Consider the following 20,209-nt stretch of genomic DNA (forward strand, 5'->3'; position numbering starts at 1 on the left):
CCGCCAGTCTGCGCCATGCGCATCCCCCCGGTCGCTCCCGCCCCCCGCCCCTGGTTCTTCGGTGCCACCGAAGTGCCCTTCACGCCGGATTCACCTTTGCAGGCGACAATCCTGCGCATGATCAACACCAATTCGCTCGCCGCCTTCACCTCGCAGGTGGCCCCGGCGCGGCCGGCCGAGCCGGTGCGCAACCTCTCCCCCGGCACGTCCTCCGGGGCCGCCGGCATCGGCGCCGCGTCCGGCGTCGCCGAACCGGCCCAGCGCAGGCTGGAGGCGGTCCCGGCGGCGCCGCCGCGGCCGCTGCCACGGGGCTCGCTGCTGGACCTCCGGGTCTAGCCAGGCCCCCGGCGGCACCCGCCGCTGCAGGGCATGCTTGCGTCGGCGCGGGGCGCCGCGCATCTTCCAGGCATGGCTGCCTTTGTCCGGACCATTCCCGAAGGTGATGACCGCGCCCGGCTGACCTGCCCGGACTGCGGCTATGTCGCCTATGAGAACCCCAAGATCGTCGTCGGCAGCGTGGTCGCGATCGACGGGCGGATCCTGCTCTGCCGCCGGGCGATCGAGCCGCGCCGCGGCTTCTGGACCCTGCCGGCCGGCTACATGGAAATGGCCGAGACGGTCGAGGAGGGGGCCCGGCGCGAGGCCTGGGAGGAAGCCCAGGCGCGCATCGCCCTCGAGGGGGTGCTGGCGGTCTATTCCATTGCCCGGCTCGGCCAGGTGCAGGTGATCTTCCGTGCCGGGCTGGCCGAGCCCGGCTTCGCCGCCGGGCCGGAAAGCCTGGAGGTGAAGCTGTTCGACTGGGATGAGATCCCCTGGGAGGAGATCGCCTTCCCCTCGGTCCGCTGGGCGCTGCACCGCTGGCGGGCGATGGAGGGCCTGCCGCTGGGCCTGCCGGCGATGAACCCGCCCGAGGATCTGCGCGGCACCCGTCCCCTGCCGGGGGCCGGGCTGTGAGGCGGGCCTGGCTCGCCCTGCTGCTGGCCGGCCTTGCCCCGGCGGCCCTGGCCCAGGCGACCGGAACGCCATCAGCCGCCGCGCCGCAGCCCCGGGTGGAGGCGGCCACCGCCGAGCCGCGGCCGCCGGCCGCCGCGCCACGCCGGCTGCGCGCCCGCGGGGCGGGGAAGCCGGCGCCGCTGGCGGTCGCCAAGGAGCCGGCCCGGCCGTTGCCGCCGCGGGTGCCGAATCAGCAGGCGGGAACCTTGGCCCCGGTGCCGAACCGCAGCCTCGAGGGGCCGCAGGTGATCGAGCGGGACCGGACCAGACTCGGCCCGAGCGTCATCAACCGGAACCTGCCGGGCCGCGGCCAGGCCGCCGACGGTGCGCCGAGCCTACTGGAGGACAAGCTCTTCCGCCCGGCCCCCGGCGCCCGGCTGAACGTGCCCTTCTCCTACTGAGGCCGCAGGCCGCGGCCGGCCTCCCAGACCGCATCCGGCGCGGTCCAGAGCAGCGGGTCGCGCATGGCCGCCGCGATGGCCTGGGTCACCACCGCGAAGATCGCCTCGCCCTTCTCGGCGGTCGCCGCCCGCGGGTCGCCGCGGACGCCGGTGCGGGGGGCGCGCTCCTCGAAGGAGTAGAAGCGGTGGAAGCCGGCGGGCGGGTTGGGCGGCGGGTTGGACAGCGCCGCCTCGATCCTGTCGGTGCGGACCTGGGTGGCATCGAGCGCGAGCCACAGGGCGGTTTCGCCCTCGCAGGCGTGCTGGATGCCCGGCTGCGTCGTCAGGATGCCGCCGATGGCGGCGGCGGCGGCCTGCGGCCAGGTGGTGGTGACGATGGGGATGCCGAATTCCACCGCCAGCTCGCGGCCGGCGACGGCCAGCGGGTCGATGTTGCCGCCATGGCCGTTGACGATCAGGAGCTTGCGGAAGCCATCGGCGACGATGGAGCGGACGATGCAGCGCAGCACCGCCTGGAAGGTGGCGTGATCGAGGGTGATGGTGCCGCCGAAGGGCAGGTGGTGCTCGGACAGGCCCAGCCACAGCGGCGGCAGCACCGCGACCGGCAGGTCATCGGCCACGGCGGCGGCGGCGCGGAGGGCGAATTCATGGGCGCAGGCGCTGTCGGTCCAGACCGGCAGGTGCGGTCCGTGCTGCTCCAGGCTGCCGATCGGCAGGACGACGAGGGCGTCGCGGCCGGCGAGGGCCTTGAGCTCGGGGCCGGTCATGCGGTCCCAGCGGATCTCGGTCATGGGGTGCTCCTGCGCGGCTCTGTGGTGCTGGCGCGGCCGATGGCGGCCATGGCTTCGGCCACCGTCTCCCGCACCGCGACATCGGTGGCGAAGCGCAGGCCGGTGACGACGATGGCGGCGCGAGCGCCGGCGGCATGGCGCTCCTCCGAGCCGCGCACCAGCACGATCCGGTCGAGCGCGAGGTAAGTGCGGGCGCCGTTGAGGTCGGTCAGCGGCACCAGCGGCAGGCCGGCGGCGACCAGCCGCTGGGCCAGCGCTTCCAGCGGCTCGCTCGAGCGCTGCTGCACGAAGGCGGTGGTGTCGAGGATGGTGGTGCCCTCGAGCCGCGCCAGCCGGACCACCTGCCGGGCGTTCAGCCGCACCGGGGCGCCGCCGTTGCTCGGCAGGATGTCGAGGAAGGCCGCCGGCTCGGCCGCCAGGGCCGGCGCCCCGGCCAGGGCCAGCAACAGCGCGATGCGGCGCCCGAGCGGTGGCGTCACGGGAGACCCAGCAGCCCCTGGGCGTAGTCGCGGGCGGCGAAGGGCCGGAGGTCGCCGGCCTTCTCGCCGACGCCGACGAAATGCACGGGCAGGCCGAATTCCTGCGCCAGCGCCACCACCACGCCGCCCTTGGCGCTGCCGTCCAGCTTGGTGACGGCGAGGCCGGTGACATCGACCATCTCGCCGAAGACCTTCACCTGCTGCAGGGCGTTCTGGCCGGTAGTGGCATCGAGCACCAGCAGGACCGAATGCGGCGCGGTGGCATCGACCCGGCGCATGATCCGGATGACCTTGCGCAGCTCCTCCATCAGCGCCGACTTGTTGTGCAGCCGCCCCGCGGTATCGACCAGCAGCACCTGGGTGCCGTCAGCCCGCGCCGCGGTCAGCGCGTCGAAGGCGAGGCCGGCGGCATCCGCCCCCTGCTTGGCCGGGGCATGCACCCGGGCGCCGGTGCGGTCGCCCCAGATCTGCAACTGCTCGACCGCGGCGGCGCGGAAGGTGTCGCCGGCGACGAAGGCGCAGCGCAGCCCCTGGTCGCGGTACTGCTGGCCCAGCTTGGCGATGGTGGTGGTCTTGCCGGTGCCGTTGACGCCGACCACCAGCACCACATGCGGCGCGTGGCCGGCATCGATCGGCATCGGCCGGGCGACCGGGCCGAGGATGGCGGCGATCTCCTCGGCCAGCGCCGCCTTAACCTCTTCATCCGTCACTTCCTTGCCGAAGCGGCTGCGGCGGAAGCTGGCGACGATGCGGCCGGCGGCGGCGACGCCGAGGTCGGCGGCGATCAGCGTCTCCTCCAGCTCCTCCAGCGCGGCATCGTCCAGCCGGCGCTTGCGGAACAGCGAGGTGACGCTGTCGGTCAGCCGGGTCGTGGAGCGGGAAAGGCCGGACCTGAGCCGGGTGAACCAGCCGCTGGCCTGGGCGGCCCCGGCCGCGGCCTCGGGCTCCGGCGGGCCGGGCGGAGGCGCCGGGGCGAGCGGGGCAGGGGCCGGCGGCGCCTCGGCCTCGCGCAGCGCCGCGGCATCCTCGTGCGGCGGCAGCACCTCTTCGTCGGGCGGCGTGGCCGGCGGCGTCGGCGTGGCCAGGCGGTCGAGCGGGGCCGGCGCGGAATAGGGCGGCGGGGCGGGGGACAGCGGCGGCAGCGGGATGCCGGGGGCGGCCGGCGGCGGCAGGGTCGGGGCGCCCTGCGGCGGCACCGGCTCCGGCAACTGGCCCGGCGGCGTCGAGAGCGGCGCCTCGGAGGGCGGCGGCTCCGGCGTCTTGCCGCGGAGCCGGCCGATCCAGTCCTTCAGCGCCATCAGGCGACCTCCGCCAGCAGGCCGGCGGCATCGGCACCGGTGACGCGCAGCCGGCGCAGCTCGCCGGGGGTGGCGGTGCCGCCGAGCAGGCGGATGGGGGCGAAATGCGCGGTATGGCCGCGGTCGTCGCGTTCGAACAGCACCGCTTCCTCCTGGCCCAGCCGCGCCTGGTAGAAGCGGGCGGCGCTGGCCTGCCCGGCGGCGCGGAGCCGGGCGGCGCGGGCCTTCCGCACCGGCACCGCCACCGCCGGCATCTTCGCCGCCGGGGTGCCGGGCCGTTCGGAATAGGGGAAGACGTGGAGGAAGCTCAGCTCCATCTCCGCCACCAGGTCGAGCATTTCCTGGAACTGCGCCTCGGTCTCGGTGGGGAAGCCGGCGATGAAATCGGCGCCGAAGGCGATGTCGGGGCGGGCGGCGCGGGCGCGGCGGGCGAAGGCGATGCCATCGGCCCTGAGGTGGCGGCGCTTCATGCGCTTCAGGATCAGGTCGCTGCCATGCTGCAGCGACAGGTGCATATGCGGCATCAGCCGCGGCTCACTCTCGATCAGCCGCCAGAGGTCGGCATCGACCTCGACCGGATCGAGCGAGGAGAGGCGGAGGCGCGGCAGTTCCGGCACCAGCGCCAGCAGCCGGCGGGCCATCTGGCCGAGGCTCGGGGCGCCCGGCAGGTCCGGGCCGTAGCTGGTGATGTCGACGCCGGTGAGGACGACCTCGCGGTAGCCGTTGGCGACCAGCAGCCGCACCTGCTCGACGATGGCACCGATCGGGACGGAGCGGGAGGGGCCGCGGCCATAGGGGATGACGCAGAAGGTGCAGCGGTGGTCGCAGCCCTGCTGGACCTGGACGAAGGCGCGGGCGCGGCCGGCGAATTCGGTGACCAGATGCGCCGCCGTCTCGGTCGCCGCCATGATGTCGGTGACCGGCGCCGCGGGGGCATCCGCCGCCCAGGTCGCCGGGTTCAGCTTGTCGGCATTGCCGATGACGCGCTCAACGCCGGGCAGCGCGGCCCAGGCGGCGGGGGCGATCTGCGCGGCGCAGCCGGTGACGATGATGCGGGCGGCGGGGTTGTCGCGCGCCGCGCGGCGGATCGCCTGGCGGGCCTGGCGCTCGGCCTCGGCGGTGACAGCGCAGGTGTTGACCACGATGGTATCGGCATGGCCGCCGCGCGTCGCCAGGTCGCGCATGGCCTCGGACTCGTAGGTATTGAGCCGGCAGCCGAAGGTCAGCAGCTCGACTGTCATGCCGGGTAGGCGTCCAGGTCGAGCATCCCGGTGAAGGCGGTGGCGACCGGGCCGGTCATCAGCACGTGCCCATCCGTCTCGCGCCATTCGATGCCGAGATCGCCGCCGGGCAGGCTGACGGTGGCGCGGCGCCCGGTGAGGCCGCGGCGGGCGGCATTGACCAGGGCGGCGCAGGCGCCGGAGCCGCAGGCGAGCGTCAGCCCGGCGCCGCGTTCCCAGACCGCTAGGCGGATATGCCCGGGCGTGAGGACCTGGACGACGCCGATATTGGCGCGCTGGGGGAAGAGCGGATCGGTCTCGAGCGAGGGGCCGAGCGTGGCGAGCGGCACCGCATCGAGGTCGGGGACGAAGAAGGTCGCGTGCGGGTTGCCCATGGAGCAGGCGGCCGGGTCCATCAGCACGCCGCGGCCGAGCGGCAGGTGGAGGGTGTCCATCTCCGCGGCGAGCGGCACCTCCTGCCAGCCGAGCCGGGCGGGGCCCATGTCGACGCGCCAGAGGCCGCCGGGCAGCGCCTCGGCCGGCAGGTCGCCGGCGATGGTGCGGACCACAACGCGGTCGCGCCCGCCCTCGGCGGCGATCAGCGAGGCGATGCAGCGGGTGGCATTGCCGCAGGCGCCGGCCTCGGAGCCATCCGGGTTGCGGATGCGCATGACGACATCGGCGCCCTCGGTCGGCCGCTCCAGCAGGATGAGCTGGTCGCAGCCGATGCCGGTGCGGCGGTCGGCCAGGGCGGCGGCACGCGCGGCGCCGACGGCCAGGGTACCGGCCCGATTGTCCAGCACGACGAAGTCGTTGCCGAGCCCGTGCATCTTGTGGAAGGGGATCATGATCGCCCTTGATATGCCCTCTCCGGCGCGGGCTTCCAACCCTACCGTTTCAGGATGGAGCCCAGCACCCCGCGCAACACGGCATTGCCGATCTGCCGCCCGACCGAGCTGCCCATGCTGCGGGCGACCGACTTGGCCATGGATTCGGCGACGCCCTCGCGCTTGCCGCCGCGACCGCTGAGGATATCGCCGAGCATGCCGCCGAGGCCGCCGCCGCCGTCCTGGCTGTTGTCCTGGGTGCGGGAAACCTGCGGGATGCGGCTGCGCGGGGCGGGCGCCGGCGGCTCCGGCCGGGGGGGCAGGGTGGTGCCGCCCCAGGGGTTGCTGTCGCGGGTCGGCGCCGGGCCGCTGCGGCGCGGGCCGCTGGCCGGGGCGCCGGTGGCGCGGCCCTGCAGCAGCTCATAGGCCGATTCGCGGTCCATGGCCTGGTCGTAGCGGCCGGCCAGCGGGCTGCGCTGCAGCAGCCCGGCGCGTTCCTCGGCGGTGATGGCGCCGATCCGGCCGCGCGGCGGCAGGATGCGGGCGCGCTCGACCAGGCTCGGGGTGCCGTCGGCCTGCAAGGTCGAGACCAGCGCCTCGCCCACGCCGAGCTGGCCGATGACATCCTCGACCTTGAGGCGGGGATTGGGGCGGAAGGTCTCGGCGGCGGCGCGGACCGCCTTCTGCTCCTGCGGGGTGAAGGCGCGGAGCGCATGCTGCACCCGGTTGCCGAGCTGGCCGAGCACGGTCGCCGGCAGGTCCAGCGGGTTCTGCGTCACGAAATAGACGCCGACGCCCTTCGAGCGGATCAAGCGGACGACGGTCTCCACCTTCTCGATCAGCGCGCGCGGCGCGTCGCGGAACAGCAGGTGGGCCTCGTCGAAGAAGAAGACCAGCTTGGGCCTGTCCAGGTCGCCGACCTCCGGCAGTTCCTCGAACAGTTCCGACAGCAGCCAGAGCAGGAAGGTGGCATAGAGCCGGGGCGAGGCGATCAGCTTGTCGGCGGCCAGCACGTTCACCGCGCCGCGGCCATCGGGGGTGAGCAGCATGAGGTCGGCCAGCGCCAGGGCAGGCTCGCCGAAGAATTCCTCGCCGCCGGCCTGCTCCAGCATCAGCAGCCGGCGCTGGATGGTGCCGATGGTGGCGCGGCTCACGTTGCCGTAGGCGGCGCCGAGTTCGCTGGCGCGGTCCGCGACATGGCTCAGGATGGCGCGCAGGTCCTTGAAGTCGAGCAGCAGCAGGCCCTCGTCGTCGGCCAGCTTGAAGGCGATGGTGAGGACGCCCTCCTGGGTGTCGTTCAGCTCCAGCATGCGGGCGAGCAGCAGCGGGCCCATCTCGGCGACGGTCGCTCGCAGCGGGTGGCCCTGCTGGCCAAAGACGTCCCAGAAGACCACCGGGCTGGGCTCGTAGGCGAAATCCGCCTCGCCCAGCTCGTGCGCGCGCTGGTCCAGCTTCGGGTTGGGCTTGCCGGCCATGCCGATGCCGGAGAGGTCGCCCTTGATGTCGGCGCAGAAGACCGGGACGCCGGCGCGGGAGAAGCCCTCGGCCAGGGTCTGCAGGGTCACGGTCTTGCCGGTGCCCGTCGCGCCGGCGACCAGCCCGTGGCGATTGGCCCGGGTGAGGAGCAACTCGCAGGGGTGGTCGCCCTTGCCGATCAGGATGGTCCCGGTCATCGCATGCCCCTTCGCTGTCGGGCGGATATAGGCCAGAGGAAGGTGCCTTGCATCCTGCGGATGCGGGGCCGGCTCGACATCCTGCGGATGCGGGCAGCTTGGCATCCTGCGGATGCGGGGGCGGCTTGCATCCCGCGGGTGGCGCGGCTATAGGCCCCGCTCTCCGCGCGACGGGCCTGTAGGGCATGCCCGGCCGCGGTTTCGCGCCTTGCCGCATCCCGCGGCGGGCGCTTCCAGACCCAGGAGGTCCAAATGCCCAAGATGAAGACGAAGTCTTCCGTGAAGAAGCGCTTCAAGCTGACCGCCACCGGCAAGGTCCTGTGCGGCCCCGGCGGCAAGCGGCACGGCCTGATCAACCGCACCTCCAAGGTGAAGCGGCAGAACACCGGCACCCAGGTGATGCGTCCGCAGGATGCCACCACGCTGAAGCAGTGGATGCCCTACGGGCTGAGCCGGTAAGGAGATCAGACCATGGCACGTGTCAAACGCGGCGTTACCGCCCACGCCCGTCACAAGAAGGTCCTCAAGCTCGCCAAGGGCTATGTCGGCCGTTCGGGAACGAATTTCCGCCCCGCGCTCGAGCGGGTCGAGAAGGCGCTGCAATACGCCTACCGCGATCGCCGCAACAAGAAGCGTGACTTCCGCGGCCTCTGGATCCAGCGGATCAACGCCGCCTGCCGCGAGCATGGGATGCCCTATTCCCAGTTCATCGCCGGCATCAAGGCGGCCGGGATCGAGATCGACCGCAAGGTGATGGCGACCATCGCCTTTGACGATCCGACCAGCTTCGCCACCCTGGTCGAGAAGGCCCGTGCCGCTCGCCCGGACCGTCATGCGCCCGCGACGCCCTTCCAGGCGACCGCGCCGGCCGCCTGATACGCCGCTTCGGCTGATGTCGCGCAGAGGGCCGCTCCCGCCAGGGTGCGGCCTTTTGCCTGTCCGGGACCCGATACGATGACCGAGATGTCCAACGACCTCGCCGGCCTCGAGGCCGAAGTGGCCGCCGAGCTGGCCGCCGCCCAGGACCTCCGCGCCTGGGATGCGGTGCGCGTCGCCACCTTAGGCAAAAGCGGCCGGCTGACCGGGCTGCTGAAGGGGCTCGGCCAGGTGCCGGCGGAGCAGCGCAAGGAGCGGGGCGCCAGCCTGAACCGGCTGAAGACCGCGCTTGAGGCCGCGATCGAGACCCGCAAGGGCGCGCTGGAGGATGCCGCGCTCGAGGCCCGGCTGGCCGCCGAGCGGCTGGACGTGACCCTGCCGCCGCGTCCCTCGGCGCCGGGCGAGGCGGGGGGCATCCACCCGATCAGCCGCACCATGGAGGAGCTGACCGCGATCTTCGGCGCCATGGGCTTCCGCGTCGCCGAGGGGCCGGACATCGAGGGCGACTGGCACAACTTCGGCGCGCTCAACATCCCCGACCACCACCCGGCCCGGCAGGACCACGACACCTTCTATCTGCCCGCGGGGCCCGATGGCCGGCGGCCGGTGCTGCGCACCCATACCTCCCCGGTGCAGATCCGCACCATGGTGAGCCAGCCGCCGCCGATCCGCGTCATCGTCCCCGGCCGCACCTGGCGCGCCGACCATGACGCGACCCATTCGCCGATGTTCCATCAGGTGGAGGGGCTGGTGATCGACCGCGGCATCACCCTCGGCCACCTCAAGGGCTGCCTGATCGACTTCCTGCGCGCCTTCTTCGCCATCTCCGACCTGCCGGTGCGGTTCCGCGCCAGCTACTTCCCCTTCACCGAGCCCTCCATGGAAGTGGACATCGGCTGGAACCGGAAGACCGGAGAGCTGGGGAAGGCCAAAGGGGGCCAGAACGACTGGCTGGAGATCCTGGGCTCCGGCATGGTCCACCCGAAGGTGCTGGCCAATTGCGGCATCGATCCGCGGGAATGGCAGGGCTTCGCCTTCGGCATGGGGATCGAGCGCATCACCATGCTGAAGCACGGCATGCCCGACCTGCGGCCCTTCTACGAAAGCGACCTGCGCTGGCTGCGGCATTGGGCAAGCGACCCGCTGGCGCCGGCCTCCCTGACGGAGGGCGTGTGAGATGAAGTTTTCCCTGTCCTGGCTGAAGGCGCATCTGGAGACCGAGGCCCCGGTCGCCGAGATCACCGGCGTGCTGAACCGCATCGGCCTCGAGGTCGAGGGCGTCGAGGATCGCGGCGCGGCGCTGGCCGGCTTCCGCATCGCCCATGTCGTCTCGGCCGAGCAGCACCCGAATGCCGACCGGCTGCGGGCGCTGAAGGTCGATGCGGGCGACGGCCGCCTGCTGTCCGTGGTCTGCGGCGCACCGAACGCGCGGGCCGGGATGAAGGGCGTGCTGGCGCTGCCGGGCGCCTTCATCCCGGGTACCGGCATCACCTTGAAGAAGGGCGAGATCCGCGGCGTGGCCTCGGAGGCGATGATGCTCTCGGCGCGCGAGATGGGCCTCGGCGACGACCATTCCGGCATCGTCGACCTGCCCGAGGACGCCCCGCTCGGCGAGAGCTACGTGAAGTATGCCGGGATGGACGACCCGGTGATCGAGATCAGCGTCACCCCGAACCGCGGCGACGCGCTCTCGGTCCATGGGGTGGCGCGGGACCTGGCGGCGGCCGGGCTCGGGCGGCTCAAGCCGCTGGTCGAGCCGCGGATCGCCCCGGCCTATCCGGCGCCGCTCACCTGGGTGATCGAGGACCCGCGCGCCTGCCCCTACGTGCTGGGCCGGGCCATCCGCGGCGTGAGGAACGGGCCGAGCCCGAAGTGGCTGCAGGATCTGCTGGTGGCGATCGGCCAGCGGCCGATCAATGCGCTGGTCGACGTGACCAACCTCTATACCTATGGCCTCGGCCGGCCGCTGCATGTCTTCGACGTCGCCAAGGTGCGCGGCCGGACCCTGACCATGCGCATGGCGCGGGAGGGCGAGAGCCTCGCCGCGCTGAACGGCAAGACCTATGCGCTGACGCCCGAGGACGGGATCATCGCCGACGAGTCCGGGCCGGAGGCGCTGGGCGGCGTCATCGGCGGCGCGCCGACCGGCTGCGACGAGGGCACCACCGAGGTCTTCATCGAATGCGCGATCTTCGACCCGGTGCGGATCGCCCTCTCGGGCCGGCGGCACGACATCCGCACCGATGCCCGGGCCCGCTTCGAGCGCGGCGTCGACCAGGCGCTGCCGCGGCTCGGGCTGGAACTGGCGACCTGGACCATCCAGGAACTGTGTGGCGGCGAGGCGAGCGAGGTCTCCGAGGCCGGCACCGAGCCGGCCTGGCAGCGGCAGGCGACGCTCCGCTTCGAGCGGCTGGCCGGACTCGGCGGCGCCGCGGTGCCGGCCGATGAGGCGGTCGGCATCCTGGAGCGCCTCGGCTTCACCGTCACGGCGCGGGATGCGGCCTCGGTGACCGTCGCGGTGCCCTCCTGGCGCAACGATATCGCCCAGGCCGGCGCCGCGCTGGACCAGGACCCGACCCTGCCGGCCGAGCGCGCCCGCGCCGCGGCCGAGGGCTGCGCCGTGATCGAGCCCGAGGCCGACCTGGTCGAGGAGGTGCTGCGCATCCGCGGCCTCGACCAGGTGGCGCCGGTCTCGCTGCCGGTCGCCGGGGTGGTGCCGGCCGCGGCGCTGACGCCGAGGCAGGCCCGCGCCGGCCTCGCCCGCCGGGTGCTGGCGGCGCGCGGCATGCTCGATTGCGTCAGCTTCGGCTTCATGGAGGCGAGGACCGCCGCGCTGTTCGGCGACAACCCCGAGGCGCTGCGGCTGGTGAACCCGATCGCCGCCGATCTCGACCAGATGCGGCCGACCCCGGTCGCCAGCCTGCTGCTGGCCGCCGGCCGCAACGCCGCGCGCGGCTATCCCGACCTTGCCCTGGCCGAGCTCGGCGCGGCCTACCGCGATCAGTCGCCCACCGGGCAGCTGCAGGTCGTCGCCGGGGTCCGTACCGGCCATACCCCGCGGCACTGGGCCGAGGCCTCCCGCCCGGTCGATGCCATGGATGCCAAGGGCGATGCGCTGGCGGTGCTGGCGGCGCTCGGGGTGCCGATGGCGGCGGTGACCGTCACCACCGATGCGCCGGGCTTCTACCACCCCGGCCGCAGCGGCCTGGTGCGGCAGGGGCCGAAGGTGGTGCTGGCCAGCTTCGGCGAGATCCACCCCAAGGTGCGGGCGGCGCTCGACCTCGCCGGGCCGGCGGTCGGCTTCGAGGTCTTCCTCGATGCCATCCCCGAGCCCAAGCGGCGGAAGAAGGGCGCCCCGGACCTGCCCGCCTTCCAGCCGCTGCGGCGCGACTTCGCCTTCCTCATCGATGCCGGCGTCACCGCCGAGGCGGTGCTGCGCGCCGCCCGGGGCGCCGAGCGGACGCTGGTGACCGAGGTCGCGGTCTTCGACCGCTACGCCGGGGAGAAGCTGCCGGAGGGCAAGGTGAGCCTCGGCGTGCAGGTCACGCTGCAGCCGCGCGAGGCGACCCTGACCGATGCCGAGATCGAGGCGGTGGCGGCCAAGGTCGTCGCCGCGGTGGCCAAGGCGACGGGGGCCGTGCTGCGCGCCTGAGGGCAGGGCGGCCAAGCTGTGCTTGGACTTGGCCGCCACCTGCCTTATCTCCACACTCAAAGGCCGGGCATTCCAGTCCCTGGCCACCGGAATCCCATGCCCGATACCCCGCTGTCCAAGATCCGCAATTTCTCGATCATCGCCCATATCGACCATGGGAAATCGACCCTGGCCGACCGGCTGATCCAGACCACCGGCACCGTGGCCCTGCGGGACATGAAGGAACAGCTGCTCGACAACATGGACATCGAGCGGGAGCGGGGCATCACCATCAAGGCCCAGACCGTCCGCATCCACTACAAGGCCCAGGACGGCGAGACCTACGTCCTGAACCTGATGGACACGCCCGGCCACGTCGACTTCGCCTACGAAGTCAGCCGCAGCCTGGCCGCCTGCGAGGGCAGCCTGCTGGTGGTCGATGCCTCCCAGGGGGTCGAGGCGCAGACGCTCGCCAATGTCTACCAGGCGATCGACGCGCATCACGAGATCGTCCCGGTGCTGAACAAGATCGACCTGCCGGCGGCCGAGCCGGACCGGGTGAAGCAGCAGATCGAGGATGTCATCGGCATCGATGCCTCGGACGCCGTGATGATCAGCGCCAAGACCGGGCTGAACATCGAGGGCGTGCTGGAGGCCATCGTGACGCGGCTGCCGCCGCCGACCGGTGATGCAACCAAGACGCTGACGGCGCTGCTGGTCGACAGCTGGTACGACGCCTACCTCGGCGTGGTGGTGCTGGTGCGGGTCCGCGACGGGCATCTGAAGAAGGGCCAGCGCATCCGGATGATGTCGAATGGCGCGGTCCATACCGTGGAGCAGGTCGGGCTCTTCACCCCGAAGATGATCCAGTGCGAGAGCCTCGGCCCGGGCGAGATGGGCTTCGTCACGGCGGCGATCAAAACCGTCGCCGATACCAATGTCGGCGATACCATCACCGACGACCGCAACCCGGCGACCGAGGCGCTGCCGGGCTTCAAGCCCTCCATCCCGGTGGTCTGGTGCGGGCTCTATCCGGTCGATGCCGACGACTTCGAGAAGCTGCGGGAATCGGTCGGCAAGCTGCGGCTGAACGACAGCAGCTTCCACTACGAGATGGAGACCTCCGCCGCGCTCGGCCTCGGCTACCGCTGCGGCTTCCTCGGCCTGCTGCACCTCGAGATCGTGCAGGAGCGGCTGAGCCGGGAGTTCGACCTCGACCTGATCGCGACCGCGCCGAGCGTGGTCTACAAGATCCGCCGCACCAACGGCGAGGTCGAGGATCTGCACAACCCGGCCGACATGCCCGACCCCAGCGTGATCGAGGAGATCCAGGAGCCCTGGATCAAGGCGACGATCATGGTGCCGGACGAGTACCTCGGCGCGGTGCTGACGCTCTGCAACGAGCGCCGCGGCCAGCAGGCGGAGCTGACCTATGTCGGGACGCGGGCCATGGCGGTCTACCGGCTGCCGCTGAACGAGGTCGTGTTCGACTTCTACGACCGGCTGAAGTCGGTCTCCCGCGGCTATGCCAGCTTCGACTATGCGGTCGACGGCTACGAGCCGGGCGACCTCGTGAAGATCTCCATCCTGGTGAATGCCGAGCCGGTCGATGCGCTGTCCTTCATGGCGCATCGCAGCCAGGCGGACCGGCGCGGGCGGCAGATCTGCGAGAAGCTGAAGGAGCTGATCCCGCGCCAGCTCTTCAAGATCCCGATCCAGGCGGCGATCGGCGGCCGCGTCATCGCCCGCGAGACGATCAGCGCCATGTCGAAGGATGTGACCGCCAAGTGTTACGGCGGCGACATCAGCCGCAAGCGGAAACTTCTGGATAAGCAGAAGGAGGGCAAGAAGCGGATGCGGCAATTCGGCAAGGTCGAGATCCCGCAGAGCGCCTTCATCGCCGCTCTCAAGATGGACGCCTGACGCAAAACTGCATTGCGTTCTTACGTCAAGTTAATCAAAGCGGCGGTGTTGAAACGCCGCTCGACCGGGAGCCATTCATGAACCGCTTCGCCCGCCGCGCCCTGCTGGCGCTTGCCGCGCTCGCGCCGCTTGCCACGCCCGCCGCCGCCCAGCAATTCCCCGGCCGCACCATCACGGTGATCGTTCCCTTCGCCGCGGGCGGGCCGACCGATACCGTCGCCCGGCTGGTGGCGGAATCCATGGGCCGCGACCTCGGCCAGACCATCGTGGTCGAGAATGCCGGCGGGGCCGGGGGCACCATCGGCTCGCAGCGCGTCGCCTCCGCGCGGCCGGATGGCTATACCCTGCTGCTGCACCACATCGGCATGGCGACCACCCCGAGCCTCTACCGCCGCCTCGCCTACGACCCGGTCGGCGGCTTCGAGCCGGTCGGGCTGATCACCGAGGTGCCGATGACCCTGGTGGCGAAGAAGGACTTCCCGGCCAATACCCTGGCCGAGGCCGTCGCCGTCATCCGCCGCGACCGCGATACCCTCAACTACGCCAATGCCGGCATCGGCGCCGCCAGCCACCTCTGCGGCCTGCTGCTGATGAAGGCGGTCGATGCGCCGATGACCACGGTGCCCTTCCGCGGCACCGGCCCGGCCATCCAGGAGATCCTCACCGGCCGCATCGACCTGATGTGCGACCAGACGACCAACACCACCGAGCAGATCAATTCCGGCGCGCTGAAGGTCTTCTCGGTCACCACCGAGGCCCGCATCCCGGCGCTGCCGAACGTGCCGACCTCGGCCGAGGCGGGGCTGCCGGCCTTCCAGGTCAGCGTCTGGCACGGGCTCTATGCGCCGAAGGGGACGCCGGCGGCGGTGACGCAGCGGCTGTCGCAGGCGCTGCAGGTCGCGCTGCGCGACCCGAAGCTGGTCGCCCGCTTCGCCGACCTCGGCACCGTGCCGGTGCCGCAGGCGCAGGCGACGCCCGAGGCGCACCGCGCCTTCTGGATGGCCGATATCGCCAAGTGGAAGCCGATCATCCAGGCGGCCGGCCAGTACGCCGACTGACGCCTACCGGGCGCGGGCCAGCAGGCGCCGCGCCCGCTCGACCACCGGCTCGTCGATCATCCGCCCCTCGAAGCTGACGGCGCCGACGCCCTTCGCCAGGCTCTCGGCGAAGGCGGCGACCATGCGCCGGGCCTCGGCCACCGCCTCCGCGCTGTCGCCGTACTCGGCGTTGATCACCTCGACCTGGGAGGGGTGCACGCAGCTGGCGCAGGCGAAGCCGAGCTTGCGGGACCGCCGCAGCATGGCGCGGTAGCCCTCCGGGTCGGACAGGCCGGCGACCGTGCCGATGAAGCCGAGCGGCAGGATGCCGGCGGCCCGCGCTGCCATCACCGCCATCATCTTCGGCAGGTACAGCGCATCGGGGGAGGGCTCGGCGCCGAGGTCGGTCGCCAGATCCTCGCCGCCCGCGCCGAGCGCCACCAGGCGCGGGTCCGCCCGGGCGATGGCCTCCATCGCCGACAGCGCATCGGCGGTCTCGACCAGCCCGATGCAGCGGGTATGGCCGACGGCGACGCCCTGCGCCGCCTCGCTCTCGGCGATCAGCTCGGACAGCAGCCGGACGTGCTCGGGGCCCATCAGCTTGGTCAACACCAGCACGTCGGCGCCGGCGGCGACCGCGGCCTCGATGTCCTGCGCGGCCATGCGCAGCGGGCGGTTGATGCGGACGCAGACATCGGCGCCGCCCTGGCGCACGCGGGGGACCGCGTCGGCCAGCGCCGCCCTCGCCGCCGGCTTCTCCGCCGGCGCCACCGCATCCTCGAGATCGAGAATGATGGCATCCGCCCCGCGGGTATGGGCGCGGACGACGAAGCTCTCGCGCGTGGCCGGGACATAGAGCAGGGATCGCCAGTTCGGCAGGGGGCGCATCGCAGGGGTCCTCATCCTCAGGACTGCGGATGCTCGGCCGTGGCGGGCTACCGGTCAATGCTTGCGGCCCGTCTGCATACGGATGTATGCAGAAGCGATGTCACGCAGCGCGACCATGGGCGGCAGCCTGGCCGACCAGGCCTATGACCGGTTCCGCGAGGGGCTGCGGAGCGGCGCCCTGCAGCCGGGCCAGCGGGTGCTGGAGGTGGAGCTCGCCGAGCGCCTGGGCATGAGCCGCACCCCGGTGCGGGAGGCGATCCGCCGGCTGCAGTCGGAAGGGCTGATCGCGCATCTGCCGGCCCGCGGGCTCTGCGTCGCCGCCTACGACCATGCCGAGGTGGACGAGCTCTACGGCATGCGGGAGGCCCTGGAAGGCACCGCCGCCCGGCTGGCGGCGCAGCATGCCGGGCGGCCCGACATCGCCCTGCTGCAGCGGCTTGTCGCGGAGGAAGGCCGGATTCCGGCCGAGGCCGCGGCCGAGCACAACCGCCGCTTCCACCGGGCGCTGCACCAGGCGGCGCACAACCGCTATCTGCTGCGGGCGCTGTCGTCCCTCAGCGACGCCCTATTGCTGCTGGGGCCGACGACGCTGGAGCTGCCGGGCCGGGCGGTGGCGGCGCGGGAGGAGCATGGCCGCATCGTCGCCGCCATCGCGGTGCGGGACGCGGCGGCGGCGGAAGCGGAGGCGCGGGCGCATATCGCCGCGGCGCATGAGGCGCGGCTGGGCATGGCGGCGGCGGCGCCCGCCTGAGCCGGGGAGGGGAGGCGGCTGGACAGCCGCGGCCGTCCATGTATACATTGGTGCACAGAGAAGGGATGCGAGCATGTCCGAGGAATTCGACGTCATCGTGGTCGGCGGCGGCAATGCCGCCTTCTGCGCCGCGCTCTCGGCCCAGGAGCAGGGCGCCCGGGTGGTGGTGCTGGAACGCGCCCCCGAGGACGAGGCCGGCGGCAACACCCGCTTCACCGCCGGCAACATCCGCTTCGCCTACCGCGGCGTCGACGACCTGCGCGAGCTGATGCCCGACCTGACCGACGCCGAATGCGCCATCACCGACTTCGGCACCTATACCGAGGACCAGTTCTTCGACGACATGTTCCGGGTGACCCGCAACCGCACCGACCCCGAGCTGTGCGAGATCTTGGTGCGCCGCAGCTTCGAGACCATGAAGTGGCTGAAGGACAAGGGCGTGCGCTTCGCCCCGATCTGGGGCCAGCAGGCCTTCAAGGTGGATGGGCGCTTCAAGTTCTGGGGCGGGCTGACGGTTGCCGCCTATGGCGGGGGCCCCGGCCTGGTGCAGGCCGAGACCGACATCGCCCGCAAGAAGGGCATCGAGATCCGCTACGCGACGCGGGCGCAGAAGATCCTGTATGACGGCTTTAAGGTCCGCGGCGTGCAGGTGAAGTCGCCGGGCCGCATCTACGACATCACGGCGCCGGCGGTGATCCTGGCGGCGGGCGGCTTCCAGGGCGATGCCGAGATGCGCACCCGCTACCTCGGCGCCGGCTGGGAGCTGGCCAAGGTGCGCGGCACCCGCTTCAACACCGGCGACGGCATCAAGATGGCGCTCGAGATCGGTGCCAGCCCCTTCGGCAACTACAGCGGCTGCCATGCCGTGCAATGGGACTTCAACGCGCCGGAATACGGCGACCTCGCGGTGGGCGACGCCTTCCAGAAGCACAGCTACCCCTGGTCGGTGCTGATCAACGCCAATGGCAAGCGCTTCCTGGATGAGGGTGCCGACTTCCGCAACTACACCTATGCCAAATACGGCCGGGTGGTGCTGGAGCAGCCCGGCAACTTCGCCTGGCAGGTCTTCGACAAGAAAGTCGAGAAGCAGCTGCGCGACGAGTACCGCATCAAGCAGGTGACCAAGGTGAAGGCCGATACCCTGGAGGAGCTGGCCGGCAAGCTCGAGGGCGTCGACGTCCAGGCCTTCCTCGAGGAGATCCGCGCCTACAACGCCGCGGTGAAGAAGGACGTGCCCTTCAACCCCAACATCAAGGACGGCCGCGGCACCGAGGGGCTGGCGATCAACAAGTCCAACTGGGCCAATACCATCGAGGATGGGCCCTTCGAGGCCTATCAGGTCGGCTGCGGCATCACCTTCACCTTCGGCGGCCTGCGGGTCGATACCGAGGCCCGGGTGCTGGATGCCGACCAGCAGCCGATCACCGGCCTCTATGCCGCCGGCGAGCTGGTGGGCGGCATCTTCTACTTCAACTATCCCGGCGGCTCGGGGCTGATCAACGGCATGGTCTTCGGCAAGCTGGCCGGGGCGACCGCGACCGCCGACCTCAAGACCAATGTCGGCGGCATGGCGGCGCCGGTCCCGGCCTGAGCGAGGGGGCGGGGGGATGCCCCCGCCCCGACCGGCCTATTCCGGCTTGACGTCGGCGGCCTTCACCACCGGGCCCCAGCGGTCGTATTCCTGGCCGACGAAGCGGTCGGTCTCGGCCGGGTCCATCCAGAGCGGGTCGCTGGCCATGTCGGTCAGGCGCTTCTTCACCGCCGGCAGGTCGAGGATCTCCTTCAGCGCCGCGGCCAGCCGCTCGACCGCCGGGCGGGGCGTGCCCTTCGGGGCGAAGAGGCCGGTCCAGGACCGCACCGCGTAGTCCGGCACGCCCTGCTCGGCGACGGTCGGGATGTCCGGGCGGCTGCGCAGGCGTTCGCTGGTGCCGACGGCCAGCAGCCGTACCGAGCCCGCCTCCGCCGGCCCGATCACCGTCGGCAGGTTCAGGAAAGCCAAGGGTACCGTGCCGGCGATGAGGTCGGTGATCGCCTGCCCACCGCCGCGATAGGGCACATGCGTCATGTCGAGCCCGGTCTTCAGCCGGAACAGCTCGCCGGCCAGGTGGTTCGAGGAGCCGACCCCGGAGGAGGCGAAGGTGATGCCCTTCGGGTCCGCCTTCACCTTGGCGATCAGCTCCTGGATGGTGCGGACTCCGAGGGCGTTGCTCGCCGCCACCACATTCGGCACGTCGACCAGCATCGCCACCGCCGGCAGCGCCTGCCGCACATCGTAGCCGAGGTCGGGCGCGATCAGCGGGTGGAAGATGTGGTTGGAGGCGGAGGAGACCAGCAGGGTCAGGCCATCCGGCCGGGCCCGGGCGACCATGCCCATGCCCACGCTGCCGCCGCCGCCGGGACGGTTCTCGACAATGAAGGGCTGGCCGAAGCGGGCTTCCAGATGCGGCGTCAGCAGCCGGGCGGCCACGTCGTTCGAGCCGCCGGGCGCCCAGGGCACGATCATGGTCACCGGCCGGCCGGGCCAGGCCCCCTGCGCCCGGGCGTGCCCGGCCAGCAGCAGCAGGGGGGTGGCGAGCGCCGTGCGGCGCGTGAGCTGGGTCATGGCGTTCTCCCGGGGTTCCTCCGGCGGCTATAGGCCGGAAGGGCGGCCGGCGGGAAGCTGCCGGACCGGAGGCCTGATCCTGGCACGCGGTGGCCCGCTTGATTATAACGACTTCAGAAGGAGTCGGTCGGAATGCGGAAGGGTCTCGCCAGCGTGCTTGCCGGCGCCGTGGTCCTTGCAGGCTGCGCATCGCCACGGTCCTCGGGCATCGAGGCGCTCGAGCCCGGCCGCTACGGGCTGACCGTGACCGGTGGCGACCTGGGCGCGGCGGCAGCGCAGGCCCTGTCCGAGGCCACCGGCTTCTGCAACCGTCAGGGGCGGCAGGCGGCCCTGCTGCAGAGCCGGATCAACCCCGGAGACTACCGGCTGGCCGTCCGCTGCCAGGATGAGGTGGATCCCGCGGCACTGCGCCGAGGCCCCGGTGACGACGGCCCGCCCCCGGCGGCACCGATCCATGCTGGCCCGGCGCCCGCGCCCGCAGCGCCCGCCCGCGCCGACACGCCGCGCCGCACCGCGCCGATGGCGTCCGGATTGCCGCCGCAGCCCCCGACGCTCGGCGCCCTGGCGGCCGCGTCGCGGCCGCTGCCACCGGAGCCGGCCATGCCGCCACCGCGGCGGGACCTGTTCCGGCGGCTGTTCAGCACCGATGACCGCCTGGCGCCGGATCCGGCCTCCGCCCGGGTGCCGGACCCGGTCTGGGCGACGCCCGCCGCACCGCCGGTGCCCGGCCAGATGGCGGTGCCGCCCGCCGGGTTCTGGGACCTGCGGCGCCGGTGACCGTAAGAAGCTGTACGCGATTAAACGCTTTGCTCCGCCTGG

20 protein-coding genes are annotated in these 20,209 nt (G+C 72.2%); 12 read left to right on the forward strand and 8 right to left on the reverse strand.

What is annotated here, in order from left to right:
* Positions 1–15 precede the first annotated feature (15 nt).
* The 3 genes from QWZ14_RS27080 (at position 16) to QWZ14_RS27090 (ending at position 1,394) form a co-directional block, all read left to right on the forward strand.
* The gene (locus QWZ14_RS27080; RefSeq protein ID WP_290320158.1) at positions 16–336 is read left to right on the forward strand and encodes a hypothetical protein; all 321 of its coding nucleotides are present in this window, start codon (positions 16–18) and stop codon (positions 334–336) included.
* A 72-nt stretch (positions 337–408) separates the two neighbouring features.
* Entirely contained in the window at positions 409–954 is a 546-nt protein-coding gene (locus QWZ14_RS27085; protein ID WP_290320159.1) for an NUDIX hydrolase, read from the forward strand.
* Positions 951–1,394 carry a hypothetical protein gene (locus QWZ14_RS27090; protein ID WP_290320160.1) on the forward strand — a complete coding sequence of 148 codons (444 nt, stop codon included), beginning with the start codon at positions 951–953 and terminating at the stop codon, positions 1,392–1,394. Before QWZ14_RS27085 ends, QWZ14_RS27090 begins: the two co-directional genes overlap by 4 nt.
* Here the strand turns inward: QWZ14_RS27090 and QWZ14_RS27095 are convergent.
* The 6 genes from QWZ14_RS27095 to QWZ14_RS27120 form a co-directional block, all read right to left on the reverse strand.
* Complete coding sequence (locus QWZ14_RS27095; RefSeq protein ID WP_290320161.1) at positions 1,388–2,185, reverse strand: creatininase family protein; 798 nt, start codon at positions 2,183–2,185, stop codon at positions 1,388–1,390. The genes QWZ14_RS27090 and QWZ14_RS27095 overlap by 7 nt on opposite strands.
* Entirely contained in the window at positions 2,182–2,664 is a 483-nt protein-coding gene (locus tag QWZ14_RS27100) for a hypothetical protein (protein WP_290320162.1), read from the reverse strand. The genes QWZ14_RS27095 and QWZ14_RS27100 overlap by 4 nt, the downstream gene beginning before the upstream one ends.
* The gene (gene ftsY, locus QWZ14_RS27105) at positions 2,661–3,527 is read right to left on the reverse strand and encodes a signal recognition particle-docking protein FtsY (RefSeq protein WP_290320179.1); all 867 of its coding nucleotides are present in this window, start codon (positions 3,525–3,527) and stop codon (positions 2,661–2,663) included. Before ftsY ends, QWZ14_RS27100 begins: the two co-directional genes overlap by 4 nt.
* A gap of 434 nt (positions 3,528–3,961) precedes the next feature.
* Positions 3,962–5,203, reverse strand: coding sequence for a tRNA (N(6)-L-threonylcarbamoyladenosine(37)-C(2))-methylthiotransferase MtaB (gene mtaB, locus QWZ14_RS27110; RefSeq protein WP_290320163.1), 1,242 nt, complete (start codon positions 5,201–5,203; stop codon positions 3,962–3,964).
* Positions 5,200–6,033: a diaminopimelate epimerase gene (gene dapF, locus QWZ14_RS27115; protein WP_456307273.1), complete on the reverse strand. Its 834-nt coding sequence runs from the start codon at positions 6,031–6,033 to the stop codon at positions 5,200–5,202. Before dapF ends, mtaB begins: the two co-directional genes overlap by 4 nt.
* A 38-nt stretch (positions 6,034–6,071) precedes the next feature.
* Positions 6,072–7,682, reverse strand: a complete 1,611-nt coding sequence (locus tag QWZ14_RS27120) for a helicase HerA-like domain-containing protein (RefSeq protein WP_290320165.1) — start codon at positions 7,680–7,682, stop codon at positions 6,072–6,074.
* Between the two features lie 252 nt (positions 7,683–7,934).
* Here QWZ14_RS27120 and rpmI point away from each other — a divergent pair, with 252 nt between their 5' ends.
* The 6 genes from rpmI to QWZ14_RS27150 all read left to right on the forward strand — a co-directional run bounded on the left by rpmI (position 7,935) and on the right by QWZ14_RS27150 (position 15,170).
* Positions 7,935–8,141: a 50S ribosomal protein L35 gene (gene rpmI / locus QWZ14_RS27125; RefSeq protein ID WP_290320166.1), complete on the forward strand. Its 207-nt coding sequence runs from the start codon at positions 7,935–7,937 to the stop codon at positions 8,139–8,141.
* A 12-nt stretch (positions 8,142–8,153) separates the two neighbouring features.
* Entirely contained in the window at positions 8,154–8,558 is a 405-nt protein-coding gene (gene rplT / locus QWZ14_RS27130) for a 50S ribosomal protein L20 (RefSeq protein ID WP_290320167.1), read from the forward strand.
* Between the two features lie 87 nt (positions 8,559–8,645).
* Positions 8,646–9,734, forward strand: coding sequence for a phenylalanine--tRNA ligase subunit alpha (pheS, locus tag QWZ14_RS27135; RefSeq protein WP_290320180.1), 1,089 nt, complete (start codon positions 8,646–8,648; stop codon positions 9,732–9,734).
* Between the two features lies 1 nt (position 9,735).
* A complete protein-coding gene (gene pheT / locus QWZ14_RS27140) occupies positions 9,736–12,210 on the forward strand; it encodes a phenylalanine--tRNA ligase subunit beta (RefSeq protein ID WP_290320169.1) in 2,475 nt (824 codons plus the stop codon).
* Between the two features lie 96 nt (positions 12,211–12,306).
* Positions 12,307–14,112 carry a translation elongation factor 4 gene (lepA, locus tag QWZ14_RS27145; protein ID WP_290320170.1) on the forward strand — a complete coding sequence of 602 codons (1,806 nt, stop codon included), beginning with the start codon at positions 12,307–12,309 and terminating at the stop codon, positions 14,110–14,112.
* Between the two features lie 77 nt (positions 14,113–14,189).
* Entirely contained in the window at positions 14,190–15,170 is a 981-nt protein-coding gene (locus tag QWZ14_RS27150) for a tripartite tricarboxylate transporter substrate-binding protein (RefSeq protein WP_290320171.1), read from the forward strand.
* Positions 15,171–15,173: 3 nt separating this feature from the next.
* On the opposite strand, the gene QWZ14_RS27155 is transcribed toward QWZ14_RS27150, so the two are convergent.
* Positions 15,174–16,037, reverse strand: coding sequence for an HpcH/HpaI aldolase/citrate lyase family protein (locus QWZ14_RS27155; RefSeq protein WP_290320172.1), 864 nt, complete (start codon positions 16,035–16,037; stop codon positions 15,174–15,176).
* Positions 16,038–16,134: 97 nt separating this feature from the next.
* Here QWZ14_RS27155 and QWZ14_RS27160 point away from each other — a divergent pair, with 97 nt between their 5' ends.
* Complete coding sequence (locus QWZ14_RS27160; protein ID WP_290320173.1) at positions 16,135–16,788, forward strand: GntR family transcriptional regulator; 654 nt, start codon at positions 16,135–16,137, stop codon at positions 16,786–16,788.
* A 73-nt stretch (positions 16,789–16,861) separates the two neighbouring features.
* Positions 16,862–18,379 (forward strand): FAD-dependent tricarballylate dehydrogenase TcuA, encoded by a 1,518-nt coding sequence (gene tcuA, locus QWZ14_RS27165; RefSeq protein WP_290320174.1) that lies wholly within the window; start codon positions 16,862–16,864, stop codon positions 18,377–18,379.
* A gap of 36 nt (positions 18,380–18,415) precedes the next feature.
* On the opposite strand, the gene QWZ14_RS27170 is transcribed toward tcuA, so the two are convergent.
* Positions 18,416–19,390, reverse strand: a complete 975-nt coding sequence (locus QWZ14_RS27170) for a Bug family tripartite tricarboxylate transporter substrate binding protein (protein ID WP_290320175.1) — start codon at positions 19,388–19,390, stop codon at positions 18,416–18,418.
* Between the two features lie 132 nt (positions 19,391–19,522).
* Between QWZ14_RS27170 and QWZ14_RS27175 the strand changes: the two genes are divergently transcribed.
* Positions 19,523–20,167 (forward strand): hypothetical protein, encoded by a 645-nt coding sequence (locus tag QWZ14_RS27175; protein WP_290320176.1) that lies wholly within the window; start codon positions 19,523–19,525, stop codon positions 20,165–20,167.
* Positions 20,168–20,209: the final 42 nt, after the last annotated feature.

The organism is Paeniroseomonas aquatica, assembly GCF_030409335.1.
In the GTDB taxonomy this organism is placed as follows: domain Bacteria; phylum Pseudomonadota; class Alphaproteobacteria; order Acetobacterales; family Acetobacteraceae; genus Belnapia; species Belnapia aquatica.

Coding starts and splice junctions, on each gene's coding strand:
- rpmI (WP_290320166.1), top strand. CDS start 7,935: ATGCCCAAGATGAAGACGAAGTCTTCCGTGAAGAAGCGCTTCAAGCTG.
- QWZ14_RS27150 (WP_290320171.1), top strand. CDS start 14,190: ATGAACCGCTTCGCCCGCCGCGCCCTGCTGGCGCTTGCCGCGCTCGCG.
- rplT (WP_290320167.1), top strand. CDS start 8,154: ATGGCACGTGTCAAACGCGGCGTTACCGCCCACGCCCGTCACAAGAAG.
- QWZ14_RS27170 (WP_290320175.1), bottom strand. CDS start 19,390: ATGACCCAGCTCACGCGCCGCACGGCGCTCGCCACCCCCCTGCTGCTG.
- QWZ14_RS27080 (WP_290320158.1), top strand. CDS start 16: ATGCGCATCCCCCCGGTCGCTCCCGCCCCCCGCCCCTGGTTCTTCGGT.
- mtaB (WP_290320163.1), bottom strand. CDS start 5,203: ATGACAGTCGAGCTGCTGACCTTCGGCTGCCGGCTCAATACCTACGAG.
- QWZ14_RS27095 (WP_290320161.1), bottom strand. CDS start 2,185: ATGACCGAGATCCGCTGGGACCGCATGACCGGCCCCGAGCTCAAGGCC.
- QWZ14_RS27085 (WP_290320159.1), top strand. CDS start 409: ATGGCTGCCTTTGTCCGGACCATTCCCGAAGGTGATGACCGCGCCCGG.
- QWZ14_RS27120 (WP_290320165.1), bottom strand. CDS start 7,682: ATGACCGGGACCATCCTGATCGGCAAGGGCGACCACCCCTGCGAGTTG.
- QWZ14_RS27155 (WP_290320172.1), bottom strand. CDS start 16,037: ATGCGCCCCCTGCCGAACTGGCGATCCCTGCTCTATGTCCCGGCCACG.
- lepA (WP_290320170.1), top strand. CDS start 12,307: ATGCCCGATACCCCGCTGTCCAAGATCCGCAATTTCTCGATCATCGCC.
- QWZ14_RS27160 (WP_290320173.1), top strand. CDS start 16,135: ATGTCACGCAGCGCGACCATGGGCGGCAGCCTGGCCGACCAGGCCTAT.
- pheS (WP_290320180.1), top strand. CDS start 8,646: ATGTCCAACGACCTCGCCGGCCTCGAGGCCGAAGTGGCCGCCGAGCTG.
- QWZ14_RS27175 (WP_290320176.1), top strand. CDS start 19,523: ATGCGGAAGGGTCTCGCCAGCGTGCTTGCCGGCGCCGTGGTCCTTGCA.
- tcuA (WP_290320174.1), top strand. CDS start 16,862: ATGTCCGAGGAATTCGACGTCATCGTGGTCGGCGGCGGCAATGCCGCC.
- pheT (WP_290320169.1), top strand. CDS start 9,736: ATGAAGTTTTCCCTGTCCTGGCTGAAGGCGCATCTGGAGACCGAGGCC.